At 44.1% G+C, this 20,736-nt stretch carries 17 protein-coding genes; 11 read left to right on the plus strand and 6 right to left on the minus strand.

Annotated features, from left to right (window positions below; genetic code table 11):
* The first annotated feature begins 11 nt into the window (after nt 1-11).
* From EXZ60_RS00615 to EXZ60_RS00660, 10 genes are all read left to right on the plus strand, one after another.
* Nucleotides 12-542 (plus strand): chemotaxis protein CheW, encoded by a 531-nt coding sequence (locus EXZ60_RS00615; protein ID WP_017044938.1) that lies wholly within the window; start codon nt 12-14, stop codon nt 540-542.
* A complete protein-coding gene (locus tag EXZ60_RS00620) occupies nt 542-1,006 on the plus strand; it encodes a chemotaxis protein CheW (RefSeq protein ID WP_013868216.1) in 465 nt (154 codons plus the stop codon). The genes EXZ60_RS00615 and EXZ60_RS00620 overlap by 1 nt, the downstream gene beginning before the upstream one ends.
* 10 nt (nt 1,007-1,016) lie before the next feature.
* Nucleotides 1,017-3,041 (plus strand): methyl-accepting chemotaxis protein, encoded by a 2,025-nt coding sequence (locus tag EXZ60_RS00625; RefSeq protein ID WP_094132875.1) that lies wholly within the window; start codon nt 1,017-1,019, stop codon nt 3,039-3,041.
* Nucleotides 3,026-3,886, plus strand: a complete 861-nt coding sequence (locus EXZ60_RS00630; protein WP_017044936.1) for a protein-glutamate O-methyltransferase CheR — start codon at nt 3,026-3,028, stop codon at nt 3,884-3,886. The genes EXZ60_RS00625 and EXZ60_RS00630 overlap by 16 nt, the downstream gene beginning before the upstream one ends.
* Nucleotides 3,887-3,896: 10 nt before the next feature.
* Nucleotides 3,897-4,538, plus strand: coding sequence for a chemotaxis protein CheD (locus tag EXZ60_RS00635; protein WP_019283027.1), 642 nt, complete (start codon nt 3,897-3,899; stop codon nt 4,536-4,538).
* Nucleotides 4,535-5,578: a chemotaxis response regulator protein-glutamate methylesterase gene (locus EXZ60_RS00640; RefSeq protein ID WP_277435102.1), complete on the plus strand. Its 1,044-nt coding sequence runs from the start codon at nt 4,535-4,537 to the stop codon at nt 5,576-5,578. Before EXZ60_RS00635 ends, EXZ60_RS00640 begins: the two co-directional genes overlap by 4 nt.
* Nucleotides 5,579-5,622: 44 nt before the next feature.
* On the plus strand, nt 5,623-6,801 hold the full coding sequence (locus EXZ60_RS00645; RefSeq protein WP_277435103.1) for a methyl-accepting chemotaxis protein: 1,179 nt from the start codon (nt 5,623-5,625) through the stop codon (nt 6,799-6,801).
* Between the two features lie 11 nt (nt 6,802-6,812).
* The gene (locus EXZ60_RS00650) at nt 6,813-7,112 is read left to right on the plus strand and encodes an STAS domain-containing protein (RefSeq protein WP_013868210.1); all 300 of its coding nucleotides are present in this window, start codon (nt 6,813-6,815) and stop codon (nt 7,110-7,112) included.
* Nucleotides 7,113-7,130: 18 nt separating this feature from the next.
* Nucleotides 7,131-8,825 (plus strand): fused response regulator/phosphatase, encoded by a 1,695-nt coding sequence (locus tag EXZ60_RS00655; RefSeq protein WP_017044934.1) that lies wholly within the window; start codon nt 7,131-7,133, stop codon nt 8,823-8,825.
* Nucleotides 8,826-9,013: 188 nt separating this feature from the next.
* Entirely contained in the window at nt 9,014-10,690 is a 1,677-nt protein-coding gene (locus EXZ60_RS00660; protein WP_094128638.1) for a FapA family protein, read from the plus strand.
* A gap of 81 nt (nt 10,691-10,771) precedes the next feature.
* On the opposite strand, the gene EXZ60_RS00665 is transcribed toward EXZ60_RS00660, so the two are convergent.
* From EXZ60_RS00665 to EXZ60_RS00680, 4 genes are read right to left on the minus strand one after another with little or no spacing between them, the layout of a single operon-like run.
* Complete coding sequence (locus EXZ60_RS00665) at nt 10,772-12,886, minus strand: type I secretion system permease/ATPase (protein ID WP_013868207.1); 2,115 nt, start codon at nt 12,884-12,886, stop codon at nt 10,772-10,774.
* 14 nt (nt 12,887-12,900) lie between these two features.
* A complete protein-coding gene (locus EXZ60_RS00670) occupies nt 12,901-14,811 on the minus strand; it encodes an EAL domain-containing protein (protein ID WP_013868206.1) in 1,911 nt (636 codons plus the stop codon).
* Between the two features lie 5 nt (nt 14,812-14,816).
* Nucleotides 14,817-15,479 (minus strand): transglutaminase-like cysteine peptidase, encoded by a 663-nt coding sequence (locus EXZ60_RS00675; protein WP_026027195.1) that lies wholly within the window; start codon nt 15,477-15,479, stop codon nt 14,817-14,819.
* A gap of 44 nt (nt 15,480-15,523) precedes the next feature.
* A complete protein-coding gene (locus EXZ60_RS00680; RefSeq protein WP_013868204.1) occupies nt 15,524-16,915 on the minus strand; it encodes an HlyD family type I secretion periplasmic adaptor subunit in 1,392 nt (463 codons plus the stop codon).
* 297 nt (nt 16,916-17,212) lie between these two features.
* Between EXZ60_RS00680 and pdxH the strand changes: the two genes are divergently transcribed.
* Nucleotides 17,213-17,848, plus strand: a complete 636-nt coding sequence (gene pdxH / locus EXZ60_RS00685) for a pyridoxamine 5'-phosphate oxidase (protein WP_013868203.1) — start codon at nt 17,213-17,215, stop codon at nt 17,846-17,848.
* Between the two features lie 39 nt (nt 17,849-17,887).
* Here pdxH and EXZ60_RS00690 read toward each other — a convergent pair whose 3' ends face one another.
* Both EXZ60_RS00690 and EXZ60_RS00695 read right to left on the minus strand, forming a co-directional pair.
* Nucleotides 17,888-18,604 carry a helix-turn-helix transcriptional regulator gene (locus EXZ60_RS00690; RefSeq protein WP_017044931.1) on the minus strand — a complete coding sequence of 239 codons (717 nt, stop codon included), beginning with the start codon at nt 18,602-18,604 and terminating at the stop codon, nt 17,888-17,890.
* Nucleotides 18,605-18,913: 309 nt separating this feature from the next.
* Nucleotides 18,914-20,734 (minus strand): SUMF1/EgtB/PvdO family nonheme iron enzyme, encoded by a 1,821-nt coding sequence (locus EXZ60_RS00695; protein ID WP_277435104.1) that lies wholly within the window; start codon nt 20,732-20,734, stop codon nt 18,914-18,916.
* Between the last annotated feature and the right edge of the window lie 2 nt (nt 20,735-20,736).

Consider the following 20,736-nt stretch of genomic DNA (forward strand, 5'->3'; position numbering starts at 1 on the left):
AGGGAAGAGCCATGGAATATGATTATTCACCAAATCATCAACAAGAGAATCAAACACAGAGTGTTTTGAATGCTGTTTATGAAGAAAGAAGCTGTGAGGCCGATTTTCTGAGTTTCCGGTTAGCGAATGAGTTGTACGGGGTAGCAATTCAAGATGTTGAAGAGATTCGAGTATGGGAGCCACCTACGCCTATTCCTCGAGCGCCTAGCTTTGTGAAAGGTGTGATTAATTTACGCGGCATGATTGTGCCTATTATCGATCTGCGCCTTCGATTTGGTATGGAGGCTTGTGGCTACTTTCCCACGACTGTGGTGTTGGTACTTCGTAGCCTGCAACAAGAGCGGCCTCGTATTATGGGCTTAGTCGTTGATGCAGTGAGTGATGTGATTGGCCAGGGAGATAATGTGCTGTTTCCTGCCGTGGGGGAAACACCTGCCGCTGCGTATTCGCTCGGTTTGCTCAATGTTGGCGAAGAGGTCATGTCACTGCTCGATACCCAAGGGCTCCTTGATATGCACCGAATACTGAGTGAGGAACCCTGATGTCTAAACAAGAGTTTCTTAGTTTCGTGCTAGATAATGATGAGTACGCTGTGCCAATCCTTGAGGTCCGAGAAGTTCGCGGCTGGAGTGATGTGCGCTCTGTACCCAATGCACCGGATTACTTAGTTGGCTTACTCAATATCCGTGGTGAGTATGTACCGATTGTTGATCTTCGAATTCGTTTTCGTCTGCCACCTGCACAGATTGGGGCCACGACAGTTGTTATCGTTTTGAATGACGCGCAACGCAATCCGCTCGGCATTATTGTCGATGGTGTTTCAGAAGTGTATGACTTAGCCGCTGAAGAGATAAAACCTGTACCAGCCTTATCCACCACGGTTGAACCACAATTTATGAAGGGAATTGCTAGTGTGGCTAACGGTCATTTGATCCTAATTAATATCGAGACCCTTTTTGATGTACCTGGGTTAAATCAGACATTCGTAGAAGACGCTATTTTGTGAGGGAATACTCATGGCATTTTGGAACCGCAAACCAGAACCAAAAAAATTTGTTGAGCAGATAGAAGATCCATTGGTCGATGAGAATGAAGGGCTCTCCAATCAGCAGCTTCTTTCTGCTCTTAATGCAGCAAAAACCGCATTGATGATGATTAACCGAGATTTTCAAATCACCTATCTCAATAAGCAGTCATTGATTCTACTCAAGCAGCATGAAGTGCTTTTTCAAAGTGTCTGGCCTGATTTTAAAGCTGAAGAGTCGTCATTGATTGGCTACTGCATCGATGGTTTTCACGTCAATCCACAGCATCAACGCCAAATGTTGTCGAATCCAGCCAACTTGCCTTTCACTACCATGATTACTATTAAAGGAGTGAAGATCGAGCTTAATGTTGGCGCCATTATTGATGAAGACGGTATTTATATCGGGAACACATTAGAGTGGCGTGATGTCACTCAAGAGATTGCAAAAGAGCAAGAAATAGGCCGCTTAGCTTCGGCAGTCGAGGGGATGACAACCAACCTAATGATGGCCGATAAAGAGGGTATTATTCAATACTTAAACCCTTCATTGACCAAGTTGATGCGTACAAGAGAAAGTGAGTTGAGGACAGTATTAACAAGCTTTGACGTCAATAATCTGGTCGGACAAAATATCGATATCTTTCATAAAAACCCGGGCCATCAACGTAGCATTATTGCCAACCCTGATCGTTTGCCATTTTCATCCAACATCAAAGTGGGGGCGCTGCAATTTAATTTAACTTGTATTGCGATGCACAATCACAAAGGGGAATACATTGGCCCTGCATTGCAATGGATCGATATTACCGAACAACAAGATGGTCAATACCAAGTAGAGAGCCTCATTCAAAAAGCTATCGCAGGGCAGTTGAATGAACGAATTGATACCACCGTGTACAGCGGATTTATGCGGGAGTTGGGCGAGGGGATTAATAACTTGCTTGATACCTTAGTTTCACCGCTGGCTCAGTGTATTGACGTCATGAGCAAAGTGGCGGATGGCGATTTGAATACCAAGATGGAAGAGGGTAGCCAAGGTGAGTTTGGTCAACTGCAAAATGCGGTCAATACCTCGATTGCTAACCTGCGCGATATGGTTGAAAAAATCACCATTTCTTCTGCCAGAGTGGCTACGGCGTCAACAGAAATCGCGCAAGGCAATAATGATTTGAGCCAACGGGTGGAAGCTCAAGCATCCAATTTAGAAGAAACGGCCGCGAGTATGGAAGAGATGACAGCGACCGTGCGCCAAAATGCAGATAACGCCAAAGGTGCGAACGATCTAGCGAGTGATGCTGCCAAAAAAGCCAGTAAAGGTGGTGAAGTGGTGGGGCAAGCGATCTCGGCCATGTCGGAAATTAATCGTTCGAGTAAGAAGATTGCCGATATTATTGGAGTGATAGACGAGATAGCCTTTCAAACCAATTTATTGGCTTTGAACGCAGCGGTAGAAGCGGCAAGAGCCGGAGAACAAGGGCGTGGATTTGCTGTTGTTGCTGGAGAGGTTCGAAACCTTGCGCAGCGCAGCGCAGCAGCGGCGAAAGAGATTAAAGGGCTGATTAAAGATAGTGTTGAGAAAGTAGAAGAGGGATCGCGTTTAGTTGATGAGTCAGGAGCAACATTGAATGAGATTGTGGACGCTGTAGCAAAAGTATCTGATCTCATCGCCCAAATTGCATCATCAAGCATTGAACAATCGACGGGCATTGACGAAATCAATCGTGCAATTACAGCCATGGATGAGATGACGCAGCAAAATGCCTCTCTTGTTGAACAAACCTCTGCGGCCAGCCAATCGTTGAAAGATGAAGGGAAAGAGCTGATTAGCTTGATGAGCTATTTCACCACCGATGACAACATCAAAACGTTCGAGCCCAAAAGAACACCCATCTCCGCCCATCAACCCAAACCCAAACCCAAGGTCAAGAAAGTGGCAGGCATTAAAGCCACCAATAACGTTGCCAATTCTGGGCTCAACCTCAATGAGGATGGAGATGAATGGGAAGAGTTCTAACAGATAGCCATCCAATCATGATGAACAATGACCAAGAATTTGAACTCACCGCAAAGGATTTCAAATTCATCCAGTGGTTTATGCACAAAACGGCTGGCATTTACTTGTCGGATGCTAAGCGAGCGATGGTTTACGGCCGTTTGAGCCGTCAGATGCGTCGACGGGGGATTCAGCGTTTCTGTGATTACAAGGAGCTTATTGAGCATAATGAGCAAGAGCGGATCCACTTTATCAATGCGTTAACGACTAACAAAACCCAGTTTTTTCGCGAGTACCACCACTTTGAGTTTTTAGAAAAAGTACTGCTCGATGAGTGGCGATCACAGGGCGTGCGTCATCCTAAAATTTGGTCTGCTGGCTGCTCTAGTGGTGAAGAGCCATACAGTTTTATTGCGTCGCTATACAGCAGCGGTTTATTTGATTTCGCAGACAATGTTGATATCTACGCAACAGATTTAGACACACAGGTTTTGGCACATGCGCAAGCGGGCATTTATACCGATGAGGCTGTGGTTACTATTCCACAGCACTATCTTAAAAAGTGCTTTGTAAAAGGGCGCGGTATCAAACAGGGAAAAATAAAAATCGCCAGTCAATTACAACGTTTTGTCCATTTTCAGCAACTGAATTTATTATCTCCTTGGACGTTACCTAAGAATTTAGACCTCATTTCGTGCCGAAACGTGATGATCTACTTTGATAAACCCACGCAGGAGGCTTTGATCGAAAGGTTCTATGAATGGTTGAAACCGAATGGGATTTTATTTTTGGGTCATTCAGAAAGTGTGGGGCGCTGTGCTGATGTTTTTCATCATCTCGGCCACACCATTTACGTGAAAAAATGAGGAATAATTAATGACCTCGTTGGCGATGCATTTGGCAACCGACAATCGGAATTTCAGCCGATTTTATCATCCCCAACAAAAAGTGGATTGGGTAAAGGTTTTGCCCGGTGGGTTGTACTGTACGATGCGACAAGAGGTCATTTGTACCGGTTTAGGTTCTTGCGTTACCGCCTGTATGTGGGACCAAGCGGCCAAAGTTGGGGGGATGAACCATTTTTTATTGCCTTTTGATAATTATTCACAAATTGATCACTGGCATCCTGATGATATTGCTTCAACCGCCTCTCGTTATGGTTGCTATGCGATGGAGCTACTGATTAATCAGTTGATCAAAATGGGGGCTGAGCGTCAGCGCTTACGAGTAAAACTCTTTGGTGGAGCACAAATGCTGGGTTTTAAAGCCATGATTGGCCAGAAAAACATAGATTTCATCAAAAACTATGTTGAGCAAGAAAGGCTTATTGTCGAAGCCAGTGACTTGGGGGGTGACGAACCGAGAAAAGTCATTTTCGAACCCATGACAGGTAAAGTGTGGCTAAAAAGAATTCCATTGACCGAAGTGAGCCGGTTAAGTTTTCAAGAAAAGGTTTATGCCACACAGTTGGATCGTAAAGCGCATAAAGAGAGTGATGATGTGGAGCTATTTAAATGAAAAAAATCAAAGTGCTGATTGTCGATGATTCTCCCGTTTTTAGAGCACTGCTCTGCGAGCTGATTAATGCTGACCCTATGTTAGATGTCGTCGCAATGGCACAAGATCCTTACCAAGCCCGAGAGCTTATCAAGCAGCACAACCCTGATGTGCTAACGCTAGATATTGAAATGCCAAAAATGAATGGCGTGCAATTTTTAAAAAATATTATGCGGTTACGCCCTATGCCGGTAGTGATGATTTCAACCTTGACCCAGCATGGCGCTCAAGCCACGTTAGAAGCATTAGAGCTTGGTGCAGTGGATTACTTCCCTAAACCGTCGGTCGAAAACACGGCTGAAATGGCAAGTTATAGGGAACTGGTGAACGACAAAATAAAAATGGCGGCAGGGGCAAATGTCGTTCAATCGCATCATTCTGCGGCGGTTAATCAGGTCGAACTGATAGCGGCTAGCCACCAAGAGGCGCGTTATCAGTTGATCGCGATTGGAGCCTCAACGGGCGGAACAGAAGCATTAAAAAGCATATTCTCTGTTTTACCAGCAGGGTTGCCACCGATCGTGATCACTCAACATATCAGTGCGATGTTTACTCGCCCCTTTGCAGAGCGTTTGAATCTTTGTAGCGCCGTAGAGGTGAGAGAGTTGTCCGCTAATCAAGCGCCTTTAGTGAATGGATGCGCTTATGTTGCTCCCGGAGATAAGCATCTGATGGTGATAAAAAAAGGCACTCGCCTTTACTGTCAAGTTGACGATAGACCTGCGGTCAATCGTCATAAACCTTCAGTAGATGTGATGTTTGATACGGTTGCTGAAAATGTGGGAGACAAAGCCATCGGTATCCTCTTAACCGGGATGGGTAAAGATGGAGCGCAAGGCATGCTCAAAATGAAGTTGCGTGGCGCATTGACTTTAGCTCAAGACGAAAAAACATCAGTGGTGTGGGGAATGCCCAAAGCGGCAGTAGAGATTGGCGCAACACAGAATATCAAAGCGTTAAATGCCATACCACAATGGATTTGTGATGAACTCTATCGCTAGTGTTGTCTCATTAAATAAGCTCAACATAGATAAGCAAGGAATGGGTGATGATAAATAAAACAGTGACACCAAAAGCAAAATATATTTTAGCTTTAGTTTTGCAGCTAATGGCCCTTTTTTCCGTCATGCTTCACTCCCCTAATTTATGGAGCATGGGGCTAATGATTTTTGCGGCAGCAATACCTTGGCTAGTATTGTCTATGAATTTTAGTGAACAAAACAAAGCTAAAGCCAACCAAAATAAGGTTGAAGAAGAGTCCACTCTTGAAACGCAGCAACATCTACAGAGTATTGAAAAACTGTTCAAAGAGACGCTACCTAAAGTGAGTAGCCCTTTAACCATGCAGCACACCGTGATTGAAGGTTCAGTAGAGACATTAAATAACGCATTTTTTGGCTTGCAAGATATCAGCCAAAAACAGAGTCACGTTTCAAGTACCTTGGTCAATAACTTATTGGCAAACCAAGGCAGCGAATATGATCTCACCACCGTACTACCAAAGACTGAGGCGATTATTGATGGCTTTGTACAAATTCTGATTGATATTTCGGAGAAAAGTATTTCAGCGGTACACAGCATTCACGACATGTCAGAAAAATTGGATATGGTATTTAAACTGTTAAATCAAGTGAGAAGCCTATCGGAACAGACCAACTTATTGGCGCTGAATGCGGCGATTGAAGCGGCGCGAGCGGGCGAGGCAGGGCGAGGCTTCGCGGTCGTGGCTCAAGAGGTGCGCGACTTGTCGGTTAAAGCAAGAACGCTGAATACTCAAATTGAATCAGAAATTAATGTTGCTCAACAAACAGTACAAAGAGCAAACAAAACCGTTGGCGAAATGGCATCGATAGATATGACTCACGTGATTGAGTCGAAAGAGAAAGTGGACCACATGCTACGTGGTGTCCAACAAGTGAATATAGAAATAGAGCAAGAAGTGCAAAAAATTCAAGAATTAGGACAAGAATTAACCCAGCAAGTGAGTAATGGCGTCCGTGCCCTTCAATTTGCTGACATTGTGGTTCAACAAAGTGATTATGCGCATGCGTCTATTGATTATTTGCAAGAAGCAAATGAGCTATTGAACGCTTTACTAACACAAAGCATGACTAAAGCAGCATGGGCAGAACAACTTCACCAATTGACAGAGCGCCTGCACAATCGAAGTGGTCCCGCCGCAATCCAAACTAATATGGACGAAGGCGAAGTCGAGCTTTTCTAGGAGGGAGTACGATGAGTATAGAAACTGAAATAGATAGCAATGCGAAACACATTACTATCGCGATTGATGGTGCTTTTGGCTTTAACTTAGTTAAAGAATTTCGTAATAGTTATTCACCCTATCGAGGTTTTAGATTCACCATTGATTTACGCAAGGTGGACTATATTGACAGTGCTGGTCTTGGCATGCTGCTCAATATGCAGAAATATCTTGAGCAAAGTGATGGCATGATCCGAATTACCAATACCTTACCCCAAATAAGGAAAATCTTACTGATTTCTCGGTTTGATAAAAAATTTAGTATCGAATAATGCTTAAGGAGTGAGCCGATGCGCGTAACGATTGTTGATGACCATAAATCAAATAGAGAGCTCTGTCGGTTTATTTTATCGCCTATTGTTGAGCACATAGATACCTTCGAAAATGGTGCTGATGCTGTTGAGGCGATGCTCGTCATGGACGTCTTACCCGACGTTATTTTGTTGGATGTGATGATGCCAGTTAAAGATGGTTTCACCACCGCAAAAGAGATCCGCGACTCTTTTCCAAATCACCATATCCCCATTATATTTTTGACCGTGCTTGATGATCATGATTCGTTTGAACGTTGCTTATCGCTGGGCGATGATTTTATTCTTAAACCAGTAGAGCGAAGCGTACTGCTCGCTAAAGTGCAGGCTCATTACCGTATTGTGAAAATGCATAATGAAGTCACTCAACAGCGAGATAAACTCAATTATTTCAACGAACAAGTACAATATGACTATGCCATCGCCGAATCCATTTTCACCAATTTAATGGAGGAGATGAGTGCAAAAGTCAGCAATATCTATGGCATCAGTTATATCTCCACACCTTCGACCATTTTTAATGGTGATCTCATCATTGTTGCGAACCGGCCCTATGGTGGCGTCTACATCATGATCGCCGATGCCACTGGGCATGGATTACCTGCCGCGATTTCAACGATCCCTGCTACGCGTACTTTTTTTTCAATGGCTGAAAAAGGGATGTCGCTTGGCGAAATGGTCGCAGAACTTAATAGTGCGCTAGTAAAGTTTTTGCCTGTTGGCATGATGCTTGCGGCCAGTGTATTTGAGATACGAGCCAACGGCTTTGAGGTTTCGTGGTGGGGAGGTGGTTTGCCTGATGGTTACTTACTGGATGAAGAGAGCAACATCGTTCGTCGTCTCGTTTCCACACATATGCCGCTGGGAGTTCTGGATGCTGATGAATTTGAAGTAAATTTAGTTCATCTCAAATTAAAACCTAACCAAACTATCCTCTGTTATACCGACGGTATTACCGAAGCGATGAATGAAAACGGGGAACAATTTGGCCAGTTGCGACTCGAACAAGTTTTGCAACGGAACGGTAAGACTCAGATTTCAGATTTGTACGATGAAGTATGCCAGTTTTCCAATCGTGGCCATGGTGATGACCTCTCAATTCTTTCAATGACATTTCCAATTACCAATAATAATGAAATATTAGCGTCGCAAAAAAAACAGTTTCTTAGCCATATACCAATGCAAAGCCATCTCTTTTTTCCTGCTTCAATTCTTAAAAAGATTTCAATTATGGTCGAGATGCGTAACATTGTTCGCGGTTTTATCAGTGGTGGCGAGCATCTTGACCTCGTTTGCTCTGTATTGTCAGAACTGTTTGCTAATGCCATTGAGCATGGGTTATTAAAACTTAATTCTTCACTAAAAGATGACCCAGATGGATTTCTCACTTTTTACCAACGACGTGAAGAGTGTATGGATGAGTTAGATGAATCGTTATGGATTAAACTAGACATTGATTATGACCCAACGGTGGGACAATTGAGCTTTTCACTTGAGCATAATGGCGAAGGCTTTGACTACCAACATACGGTTGCAGACGGCAACTGTACACACGGTCGAGGGATTATTTTGGTCTCTAAATTGTGTGAGTCATTGGAATATTCAAAAGATGGTTGCACTGTTAAGGTGACTTACGCCTTTAACAGTAAACATGATTTTCCGATATTGTCTTAATACTGAACAGATTATTTACACTGTAAAATTCTGCGTAACTCATTCTTTCGTTTATTTTTAGGTTATATAGTTCGTTTCGTCGTGACTAAGTGATGTAGCCCTTAATTTGGTTGCCTAAAGATTTAGTCCATACTGTAAATTGTATACACTGCCATACGAACGGAATCTAACCATATGGGTTAAGTAGTATGTGGAAACGCTTAATTTCGCTTTCAGAGGACAAAAAACAAGTCATTGCCCAGTTGCCTGGGACGGAGTCCATCGACAAAAATTTTGACCAAGCAGGCTTGAAAGAAGCATTGTTTGAGTTATCTGCATCGACATTTTTCTTAAATGAAACTGAAGTTACCCGCTTTATCAACTGTGCAAAAGAGGGTAAGGGTGAAGCATTCTCTGGAATCACCATTGCAGAGAAAAAGAACGCTTCGGTTGAGATTGAATTTAGTGATCGAGATATGTTAGCCAGCATGGTTGTGACGGGTGCATATGGTGGCAGAGCATTGCGCGGTAGTGAGTTGGTGTATGCATTGGCTCATTCCCACGTGACAAAAGGCATCAACAAACTGGCTTTAAAGAAAGTGTTAATGGTAAGTAATACCTTGAAGCCAGGGGAAGTATACACTCAACCTGTTGCGCAGGGGCGCGAACCCATTCAAGGTAAAGACGCACAATTTGTTCCTTTGGTTGAGGATGTCAGTAAGCGCGTGTTAGCACCGACCAAAAAGCAAGGACAGAACAAAATTGATATGCGCAACTTAGGTGAAACCATCACTGTTGGTCAAGATGATGAAGTGATGCGTCGAATTCCTGCAACCAAAGGAACGCCAGGCTATACCGTGCAGGGAAAAGTGCTGGATCCTAAACCAGGTAAAGACTCGGCCTTAGTTGCAGGAAAGGGGTCTTACATCTCACCCAATGATCCGAATGTGCTACTGGCCAGTCAAGCGGGCATGCCTATCCTGAAAAGTAAAACGGTTGATGTCGATAACGCTTTATGTTTAAACAACGTCAGTGTAGCAACTGGCCACGTGAAATTTAAAGGATGTGTTGTCATCACGGGCGATGTCGAGCCTGGTATGATCGTGAGAGCGACGGGCTCAATCACCATCGGTGGGTTTGTTGAGTCTGCTGATGTTCAAGCCCAAGGTAATATTGATGTTGGTAAAGGCATTATTGGCCATACGGTGTTTGATGATGAAGCAAGAACGTGCATTATCAAATCAGGAGGCTCTATCACGGCTAACTATGCTCAATTTAGCGAACTGCAAGCGGCAGATGACATCAATTTAGCGGTTCACAGCATGAGCAATGAATTACGCTGTGGCAATGATCTAAAAGTATTAGATAGTAAAGAGAAGCAAGGCACACTCAGCGGTGGTCACGCGAAAGTTGGTGGTAAGATCGTTTGCTTCAATCTAGGCGTTGAAGGCGATACTGCCACGGCTGTGCAGGCTTTTGCTCGTTATGCTGTGTATAAAGAACGGGTCGCGAAACACAAAGAACATTATAAACAAGCGCAAGAAGCGACGATGGAAGTGATCCGCCGTGAGATTGAATTTAAGAAAAAGCCTAAAGCGGAACGCTCGGAAGAGGAACTGCTAAAAATTGATGAATTTAAGAAACAGACTAATGATCGTTTAGAAAAAGCAAAATTGGCGTTGGATATGCTGGGAGAGGAGTTTGAGCAATTGCTCGAAATGAATACGATCGAAGTCAAAAATAAAGTTTATACCCATGTTTCGGTGCAATTTGATGATGAGCGGATCATCACCAAGCGGGCTCATGGCGCTAGTATCTTCTCATTTAACCAGTATGAGATTAAATGTGCTTCGATGCTTGAAGATGAAGATGTCGGAGGGATCTAACATTCTTATCTCAGAGTGCTAAGCAAAAAACGAGGCATTTTGCCTCGTTTTTTGCTGATCATGTTATTTCTAGTAAGGTGGCTATTGCACTGATCTCACTTTGCCCTGTTTGAGATCGTTTAACACCATCGATTTAGGACCATCGGCAATGACACAGCCTTTCTCCATCACAATGACGCGATCAACCACATCGAGCATTGACGTTTTATGAGTAATTAATATTAACGTCTCACTTGGTGTCAATTGAGACAGTTGATGTTTGATGTGCATTTCAGAACGATTGTCCATGGCGCTGGTGGGCTCATCAAGTAGCAAAACGGGTGGGCGTCCGAGCAGTGCACGAGCAATGGCTACCGCTTGCCTCTGACCACCAGACAGCAACAAACCGCCTTCACCCACTTGTCGTTCTAACCCCGCGGGGTCTTGCTGTGTGAACGCGGTAACTCCCGCTCGGTTGGCGGCATCCATCACATCTCTATCATCAACTAATGGACGCCCGAGCGTAATGTTATCGCGAATTGAACCGTAAAATAGGTTGCTGTCTTGAGGTACACAACCAATATTACGTCTCACATCAATGTGATGCAGTTGCGCGATATCGGTGTCATCAATACGAACATTCCCCTCGGTCGGTTGATATAACCCCATAATAAGGCGCTCTAAGGTGGTCTTCCCTGAGCCGATGCGGCCTATGATCGCTACTTTTTCACCCGGATGAATCGTTATACTTAAGTCACGTATTGATGCAACGGGCGCATTAGGGTAGTGAAAAGTGATTTTGTCTAGCTCAATTTTACCTTGCACAATCGGACGATGAATATAGCGTTTACCTTCTTCTTGCTCATCGGGCATTTGCATCACTTGCTCAATGATTTTTAAGGACGATTTGGCTTGGTTGTAGCGTGTTGAAAGTAATGATAGTTGCACCATTGGGCCAATCGCACGGCCGCTGAGCATGGTTGCGGCGATGAGCCCACCCATGGTTAAATCGCCGTTGGATATCAGATAGACGCCTAAGATGATCATGCCAACGTTCGCGGCTTGCTGAACAAAGCCGGCAGTATTTTGAATACCATCAGTAATTCGACGGCTTTTAATGTTCCAGTTCGCCATGTGCGCGACCGCTTCTTCCCAGCGATATTGAAACTGACTTTGAGCGCCAAAGAGTTTCACCGTTTCAAGTCCAGCTAAACTTTCAATCAGGTTGGCGTATTTTTGTGATGCCAGTCGAGAGCCCTCTTCAATCGCCCGTCGTAGAGGTGCTTGGATGAGCAGAGAATAGATAGCAATGATCAGTACACCAGCGATAGGTACCAGCACTAAGCTGCCCGCCATTAGCCAGATCAGCACTAAAAAGAGCAGTGCAAATGGCAGGTCAATCAATGATGAGATGGTTGCTGAGGTAAAGAATTCGCGTATGGATTCGAACTCTTGTAAATGTCGCGCAAACGCACCGACAGAAGGAGGACGAGACTCCATTCTGATCCCCATCACTTTACTAAAGAGCTTGGAAGAGATCAGAATGTCAGATTTTTTGCCCGCCACATCAATAAAATAACTGCGAAGTAGTTTGAGGAGCAGATCGAATAAGAAGATCACAAAAATCCCGCTCGCTAATACCCACAAGGTTTCAAACGCAAGGTTAGGCACGACTTTGTCATACACTAAACGGCTGAACATTGGTGCCGCAATGGCAAACAAATTGATTAAAATAGAAGCGATCAACACATCGCGATAAATGTGCTTTGACTGCCATAACGTACCCCAAAACCAGTGGCCATCACGGGTCTTTAATATTTCTGGTGAGCGCTCGTCATAGCGAAACTGTTTTTTCACCATGAAGTAGCGGCCAATATAACGTTCAGTCAGTTCCTCTAAGGGAATAGCTACGGGGATTAGACCAGACTCAGCAGTGACGACCTCAGCTTCTTGATTCGCTTCGTTGATGCTGCTGAGCACACAGGCCTCACCGCCTTTTAAAATTAAGATAACGGGGAAAACCAACTTTGGGATTTGATCCAATGCTGAGCGATTTTCCTTGGCGATTAACCCCGCTCTTTCGGCTGCTCGAGGAAAGAGAAAAGGTGTCAGTTTGCCATCTGATAAAGGTAGGCCGTTGATCAGTGCTTCTGGGGAATTCGCCAGTCCATAATAACGACTCACATAGATAAGCGAATTGAGTAGCGTGTCTTGCATTACATCTGACCTTTTTATTTATCCACAATAAAGCCTTGGAAGACTTCTATAAAATGCTCGGAAAGGAAATCAAGTTGAGTTTGCGTTTCTACCCTTGACGCAATTGTGGTGATTCCTAAATTGTGTGCTGTGCGAGAAATCGACGTTAAGGTGAACTTTTGCTTTTCATCGTCGAGATGGTGAGTAAATAGATAATCGAGTTTCACGTATTTTGGACGGTACTCGTTGATGTAGTCTAATGATTGGAAATTCCGGCCATAGTTATCGACACCAAAGTCTGCGCCGGCTGCTCTTATGGCATTACAAAATAGCGCTGTATGGTGAGGGGCGTTGAGGAATGCGTTTTCCGGTATTTCAAAGTGTAGGTTCTCACAGATAGAGCGATGCTTCGCCAGAGTCTGAGTGACCCAACGAATAAAACTGGGTTGAGAAAGGCTGCTTTGAGCGATATTAATGGCTAATGGTTCGGCTATCTCTCCCGTTTCGAGCTTGCGAATCATCGTTTCAATAACATATTCATCAAAAATATGGCTGGCATTGAGTTGGTCGAGTGCAAATAAGTATTGGTTAGCGCTGTAGCGTTTGCCATCGTGCTCAATCGCTGAAAAAACTTCGCGGTGGAAAGTTTGTCCCCAGCTATTATTGGCTGACTGCAAACGGAAACTGAACCAATCGTTATGGATAGCTTCTTCAACCAATGCTTTCCATTGCTGTTTACCCATCACAGTTTGTTTGGTTTCACTGCTGACAAAGCCGTAAATCAGCTCTGGATTTGCAGTTGCAATGGCTAACGCGTTGTCGAGCAAGGAAAGTAACTGCGTTGAAGATTTTGGTTCTTTATTATGAACAACACCTAAAGAGACTTTGGCTGATGCCATGCCAGTCGGGTCGGCTAGAGTGTCTTGCACAAAATTCATAATACTATCGGCGATGATTTTGAGTTCACTCTCTTCCATGTTGGGCAAAATAAAGCCAAACTCTTCGGTAGAAATGCGTGCCAGAGTCACATCAGGTGAAGTAATCGACACTTTTAGATGCTCAGCCAAATGGCGTACCATACCATCGCCTGCTTCATAACCCTTTTCTTCGTAAAGCTCTTTAATAAACTCTGCTTGCAAAATAGCAGCGCCACCTATGGCACTTTCTGATAGCCAACTACTGAGTTGACTCATGTAATAGGCGCGGTTGCCAAGTTGAGAAACTGGGTCAATATAAGCACGCTCACGCAGTTGCTGCGCTTCTTGCGCCTGAGCTTTGAACGCTTTTTCAACCTGCGCTGACATGCTATTGATACCATCAACTACATAAATCAGATCTTTGGTCGCTGGCCGCGGTAGCGGTTCACCAAAATGGTTGCGTGCGACTTGCTCCATTTTTTCGACAATCATCTGTAGCGGGCGTAAAGCGCGCTTCAGAATGAAAGCGATGGCGGCAAGGCCAATCACAAAAATAGCGCTAAACGCGATAAGTAGCCGAATCAGCGCCTTCCATAATTGCGCATAGGCCTCGCCAGGGTGGCTGACAATTTCGACTTCAGCAAGCTGCATCCAACCACTGGTTACAACGCGTTGATCATGGATCGGTGCAAACAGGTGTAAATTGGTAAACCATTGCGGAACGTTATTAGGTTTTACAGGGTAAGATCGCAGAATCTCTTCGTCATCGTCTAGAAAAATCAATCGTACGACTGAGTAAGAGCTGCCATCAAACAAGGCATTGATAACCGACTCAACCGCAATCTTATCTTTCTTCTCCAAATAAGGTGCCAGCGCCAAACCGACGGTGTTGATGGTGTTGTTGACTTCAGAGCGCTGCTGCTGCTCTAAGTTGTTGCGGGTCGTATTGAATTCAATAATAAAGACTGAAGTCATCAGCATAATGAAGACGGCAATCATTCCCGCGACAAGTTGTTTATATAGCGTCATATTACTTACTCATCGTAACTTACAATTGGTTTATTCAATTTTAGCGAGCGTTCCCGTTCACGTAAGTCATTCCAAAGACTTAATCGTGAAGAGTCTCCTGCAAGCTGGCCATTTTTGGATTTCATTAGCCATAAATTTTTACCGTTAAAGCTGTAGATCGGTAACAGATCACGGCGTGTTGATGCTGGCTTAATCTCAGGGTTTATATTGTCTAAAATTAAGGGCTCGGCATTGGGTGTTGAATAGTACGCAAGAACCATATGAAACTGATTTAATTCAATGGCTTTAACATACACGAGGCGCAACTTTTTATCATCGATACCCAGTTCAAGCAGGGAGAAGTACTTCGCAATTGTGAAATCTTCGCAATCCCCTGCGTTGCTTCCTAGAAACTCAAGTGGTGTCGCCCAGTAGTCATTTTTCCCCCATAAATCGATATCATTAACAAAGTACAGCTGATTGAAAAATCGATTTATTTCGGTCAATTTGTCACGTTCGGGAGCATTTTGGTGCTTGGCAATTTCTTTGCGCCATGTTTCGACGCGTTTTCCCGCTCTTGTGCCATAGGTAAGCGCGACCGCATCGACCCACTGCTGCTCTTTGGTGTTGAGCGCTTGGGGGGATGAGGGCATAAATAGCAATAAAACCAGTGGCAGCCAAAACTTCATCAAAAACCGTCAATCATGAATATATTAAAAAGCATAAGTGAACCTTATTCTCTTAGCGCATTTTTTTGTGCACTGAGTATGGGCTTTAGTAGATAATCCATCACGGTTCGTTTACCCGTAATAATATCAACAGAGGCCGTCATTCCTGAGATGATAGGCAGGTTAGCATCATGCCCTAAGCTGGTTTGATTGGTCCTTACTCGGACTAAATAATAGCTTTTGCCTTCTTCATCTTGAGTTGTGTCGGCACTGATATGCTCAAGTGTCCCTTCCAAGCCGCCATATTTGGTGAAATCATAGGCGCTGAATTTTACGATGGCGGGCAACTCTGGTCTTAAGAAGGCGATGTCTTGTGGGGCAATTTGCGCTTCAACAAGCAAGGTATCCTCTGTTGGGACTACTTCAACAATATCCATACCGGGCTGGATAACACCGCCAACGGTGTTGACGTAAAGCGTCTTAATCGTTCCTGTCACAGGCGATAGCACAACAGTGCGATTTACCTTATCTTCAAGCCCAACGGCTGATTCTGTGATTGCTGAAAGTCTATCTTGGGCTTCGTTCAGTTTGTCTTGCTGCTGTGAGCGAAACTTTTGAGCCGCATCAATACGGTTGAGCACCGCTTCGCGAATCGCTGATTTTAATACTGGGATGTTAAGCTCGCTGGTGGTCATTTCACGGCGAGTATCGTTTACTTGGCGCTGTAGTTTCAGCAGCTCAATTCGTGGCACGACACCTTCGTCTGCTAAAGGCTTGGTTATCTCAAGCTCTTTATTCGCAAAATCATAACTTTGGCGCAAATTTTTCACGCGCGCTTGTATTTCAACCAACTCTTGTAGTTTCTGTTTGACTTGTTGATCTAAAAGAGAAAGTTGGTTGCGTAAGTTATTAAGATCTTGCCGATAGGCGGCCCTTTGTCTATTAACTAAATCGGGTTGGTTGTCTGTTAACAGCGGTGGAAAGGCGAGTTTGTTATAGTCAATTTTGACGCTATTTTGCCAGTTGTCATCATCAATCTCTTCGTTGATCATCACGCTAGTAATGGAAGCGGATAGCTGTAGAACACTGGCGGTAAGGTTAGCGACTTGTTGTTCACGTTCGCGGTAGTCTGAGCGGAAACGAGTGTCATCAATTAATAACAGTTGTTGGCCTTTTTGCACTCGTTCACCTTCGCGAACCAATATCTGTTTGACTAAGCCTCCTTCCAAGTTTTGAACCACTTGAACTTGCGATGACGGAACGACTTTGCCTTGTCCAACTGTCACTTTGTCGACCTGTGCCCATGAGGCCCAGACGATGGCTAAGAGAAAAAAACAGACCATAACCCAGAGCATCACACGTGCACTGTTGGGCGTGTTCAGTAGCAGAGCCGCCGTTTTGTCGTCTACGTACTCCAATTCTGTCGAAGAGAGCTTGTTATAACTCTTGTTGCTCATCGCTTATCCTTTGCGCCTAATCGTAGTGTATTTCCCTTTTCTACTTAAAGCTGTAGAGGGAGGCTACAACTGTAAGTTGTTTGGGTATAGTTGCTTGATTTTATTACTTGTCTAGCAAAATGTTAAGGATTTGCCACTCATCATGAGATTACTATTCACCATTTGAATTGATTGTACTTCCTATTGCGTACGTTCTACAGAGTTTAGCTGTGAATTACTGATTTTGTTGAACCTTAGCACTCTTGAGTTATGACGATGATAGGCGCACAATCGTCAAAAATTTCATAAGGAGCAGAGATGGAACTTTCAGACATCCGCCGCGAATACATAAAAGGCGGTTTAAGACGCAAAGATTTGCTTTCAAATCCCATTGAGCAGTTTAACCTTTGGCTGCAACAGGCCATTGATGCCGGTCTTACCGATCCCACGGCGATGACAGTGGCAACGGTTGATGAAAATGGACAACCTTTCCAACGTATAGTGCTATTAAAAAATGTCGAAAAAGACAGTTTTGTTTTCTACACCAATTTAGGCAGTCGCAAAGCGCAGCATATTGAACACAACAATAAAGTCAGCTTGCACTTTCCTTGGCACCCATTAGAGAGACAAGTGCACATCACAGGAACGGCTGAAAAATTGTCGGCTTTTGAAAACATGAAATATTTTACTTCTCGTCCTAAAGATAGCCAAATTGCCGCGATAGCGAGTCGCCAGAGCAGCCGTATCTCAGCACGTGGTATTTTGGAAGGTAAATACTTGGAGTTAAAAAAGAAATTTGAACAAGGTGAGATCCCAGTTCCGAGTTTTTGGGGAGGATATCGCGTTAAAGTTGAATCGATAGAATTTTGGCAAGGTGGTGAGCATCGTTTGCATGATCGCTTCTTGTTTACGCAACATGATCAACAGTGGGACGCTGAACGTTTAGCACCATAAGGCCTACTTGTTAAAAGTCAGTCGCAATGAATGCCTCATTTATATGGGGCATTCACTATTGAGTACCACGGATAATTGCGTTTTGAGCAAGGTCTTGGGGATGTTTGAGCCATAACCTTGGTCTAGAGCCATATCGATAAGTTGCTCTTTACTGTGGGCTGCAAATTTATGTCGCAATTTTGCTTCATAGCCTTCCACTGTTTTTATCGAAATCTTCATCACCCGAGCAATGTGTTTGGGCTTTTTTCCATAAAGCAGAAGAAAAAGAACCTCAGATTCTCTTGTGGTTAGGGGCCCGGAAATGGGCTCTAGAACACCCGCGGAATGCTGTGTGGTCGTTAAACCTGTTGCTCGGCATATCCAATGGCCTACTTCCAAAATAGCGGTATCAGTTAGCTCTTGCCCGAAAAAAATTGTACCTTGAACCTCACCTTGTGCGTTGAACCATGGGGTTTTGGTGAAAATATGAGCGCGCCAAGAACCGTCAGCATAGGGGTGGATATCCAGCACTTTTAACGGTTTTTTTGTGGAGATTACACATCGATCTTGTTGCTGGAATTCTGCGGCGCAAGCGGTTGTCGGGCTTGGCATTTCAAAGTCAGTTAATCCAATGCACTGTTTTGCATCACTAACACCAATTAATTTGCCATAAGCATTGTTTGCGTAAACAAAAACCGAATTAAGATCTTTGCAACCCCAATATCCCGGAAGCTGTTGAAACAATGAAATTTGTTCTGCGCTGAGGAAGTTGACCATAGCGGGTTCTCCTAACAATGATATTGATATAATACCAATGGCATGGCGGGTTGTAATCCATAGCGGCATTTGAACATAAAAAAGCCAGCCTGAAGAAGGGCTGGCATAAATACAAGAATTGCTTCTTGTCGACGTGCAGAAGAGGTTCTATGAATGCTGCGAGGGTGTTGCAAATTCATAGGGATACCACATGGATATCAAATATCAAACGTGTTTGATATTTAACACCACTTTAGACGACGAGAGTGCAATAACAAAGGGGGGAATTCCCCCCTTTGTTATATAAATGGTTGGGCTAGTTCAGCTTACCTAAAGTTCCCTAATGACCCTGAAGCCAACATAATTTGCAGAAGTAGCAGGAGCAATAAACAAATTACCATAAGCCGCCGCCGTTGCAGGGGAGAAGCTCCATGCTCCACCTTTTGCTTGACCCCTTGAGTCATTTGTCCATTCCCACACGTTACCGACAACATCATAAAGGCCTAGGCCATTGGGAGCGAAAGACTTCACAGGAGAGGTACTTTTATTTGACCAAGGTGTACCACTCCAGCCAGTATTCGCTTTCCCAGTTCCGAAATCATCTCCCCACCAATAGTCTGTTTGTGTACCAGCGCGAGCGGCAATTTCCCACTCTTCTTCAGTCGGCAAACGGTATTTATAGCCAGTTTCCTTACTTAGCCAGCGAGTATAGGCCTTCGCATCATTTTGGCTAATACACACCACTGGCGAGTTGCTCAACTGCTTAAAACCAGGGTCGCGCCAATAGCTACCTGCAATCGGGGTAATTTCAGATTCGGCGACTGCTGTGCACAGTTTTTGTAGCTCAGCATCAGTTTGGTAGGTGGTTTGATTCACAAAGGTTTCAAATTGACCCACAGTTATGGGGGTTGAACCAATTGCGAAAGCATGATCAAGGAAAACTTGTTTCGATGCGTGCTCGCCAATCAAATATTCGCCTGAGATCAAAGTGACTAACTCAGGAGCTTTAATATCCCCTTTGAGGGAATCAGCAAATTTATGTCCAGGTTTAAGTAGGTTGTCTTTTTCTCGTAGGTTCGCTCTTAATGTATGATCTGAGGTAATTTTCAGCTCTTGATTAAATGAGTAATACCCTTCTTTCTCAATCGTAATCATGTGCGGTCCCACTGGAAGCATCACTTCGACGGGAGTACTACCATAGTTTACATTGTCGATAGAGACTTTATCACTGTATTGGTTCGAGCGAATCGATAGGGTAACCCAAGCAATTTCTTTCTGTTTTTCTGTATTGGCTGAGTATTCGCCTGGGGCGAAACAGTATTGTGATTCGACATTCAGCAACCGACATGGTGTGTTTTCATCCGGTCTTGCATCAAGCTGAACATCTAGTACGGCTTTGTACTTATTGCCATTGTAGAAACCTGAATCTACGGTTTTATGGCGCAGTACATGAATATTAAAAGAGACATTGGCCAGATGTTGTTGGACGAGCTTGGCCTCACTTGTGGCCTCTATTAACTTGGTTTGATACTGGTTTACCGCTTTCTGGAGCGCTAAGTCAGTGGTCTGTTTCGAGCATTGAGCCAATGTCATATCGGCACTACAAGCGTTAGTAAAGCTAACTTTCTCGGTGCTACTCTGTTTGAGTTCATCTCTTAAGCGCTCAACTCGCGCGCGTAATTTATGCTGTTCTAGCTCATTGATATTTTTGCTGACCGTGCTCTGCTCGGCCCTTTTTTGTGCCAGCAGTGCTTCTGACTCTTGGCGTTTTTGTTCAGCTTCTAAACGGTTTTTTTGATTCTGCTTTACATTAGCCCAAGCCGCTTGGTAGGCATTTTGTGAAGGCATGATGTCCAGTTCAGGATCATCAATCATTTTCATGTAATCGCGTTCTAAGTCAGTTTTTGCTTTTGCAAGTGCCTTATCAAAGAGTTGGGCTTGCTTTGTTAGCCTGTCTAACTCACTGTTGTGGTTGTTCACAACCACTTGTTGTTCATGGGTGGCCTTCTGGGCTGCCTGTAATTCGGACTGTTTAGTAAACAACGCATCATCAATGGCAATTACTGAGGAAGGCGTTCCTTCTGCCATCGTCGATGTTGCCACTAAGCAAGGCGAAAGTGCTAATAAGAGAGCGGGTAAACCTTGTCGCATTA

This window comes from Vibrio sp. 1151_11 (assembly GCF_029478525.1).
GTDB classification, from domain to species: domain Bacteria; phylum Pseudomonadota; class Gammaproteobacteria; order Enterobacterales; family Vibrionaceae; genus Vibrio; species Vibrio anguillarum.

Bases quoted from the DNA above. Each gene is read 5' to 3' on its own strand.
- EXZ60_RS00615 (WP_017044938.1), top strand. From the start codon at position 12: ATGGAATATGATTATTCACCAAATCATCAACAAGAGAATCAAACACAG.
- EXZ60_RS00620 (WP_013868216.1), top strand. From the start codon at position 542: ATGTCTAAACAAGAGTTTCTTAGTTTCGTGCTAGATAATGATGAGTAC.
- EXZ60_RS00625 (WP_094132875.1), top strand. From the start codon at position 1,017: ATGGCATTTTGGAACCGCAAACCAGAACCAAAAAAATTTGTTGAGCAG.
- EXZ60_RS00630 (WP_017044936.1), top strand. From the start codon at position 3,026: ATGGGAAGAGTTCTAACAGATAGCCATCCAATCATGATGAACAATGAC.
- EXZ60_RS00635 (WP_019283027.1), top strand. From the start codon at position 3,897: ATGACCTCGTTGGCGATGCATTTGGCAACCGACAATCGGAATTTCAGC.
- EXZ60_RS00640 (WP_277435102.1), top strand. From the start codon at position 4,535: ATGAAAAAAATCAAAGTGCTGATTGTCGATGATTCTCCCGTTTTTAGA.
- EXZ60_RS00650 (WP_013868210.1), top strand. From the start codon at position 6,813: ATGAGTATAGAAACTGAAATAGATAGCAATGCGAAACACATTACTATC.
- EXZ60_RS00655 (WP_017044934.1), top strand. From the start codon at position 7,131: ATGCGCGTAACGATTGTTGATGACCATAAATCAAATAGAGAGCTCTGT.
- EXZ60_RS00660 (WP_094128638.1), top strand. From the start codon at position 9,014: ATGTGGAAACGCTTAATTTCGCTTTCAGAGGACAAAAAACAAGTCATT.
- EXZ60_RS00665 (WP_013868207.1), bottom strand. From the start codon at position 12,886: ATGCAAGACACGCTACTCAATTCGCTTATCTATGTGAGTCGTTATTAT.
- EXZ60_RS00670 (WP_013868206.1), bottom strand. From the start codon at position 14,811: ATGACGCTATATAAACAACTTGTCGCGGGAATGATTGCCGTCTTCATT.
- EXZ60_RS00675 (WP_026027195.1), bottom strand. From the start codon at position 15,479: ATGAAGTTTTGGCTGCCACTGGTTTTATTGCTATTTATGCCCTCATCC.
- EXZ60_RS00680 (WP_013868204.1), bottom strand. From the start codon at position 16,915: ATGAGCAACAAGAGTTATAACAAGCTCTCTTCGACAGAATTGGAGTAC.
- pdxH (WP_013868203.1), top strand. From the start codon at position 17,213: ATGGAACTTTCAGACATCCGCCGCGAATACATAAAAGGCGGTTTAAGA.
- EXZ60_RS00690 (WP_017044931.1), bottom strand. From the start codon at position 18,604: ATGGTCAACTTCCTCAGCGCAGAACAAATTTCATTGTTTCAACAGCTT.
- EXZ60_RS00695 (WP_277435104.1), bottom strand. From the start codon at position 20,734: ATGCGACAAGGTTTACCCGCTCTCTTATTAGCACTTTCGCCTTGCTTA.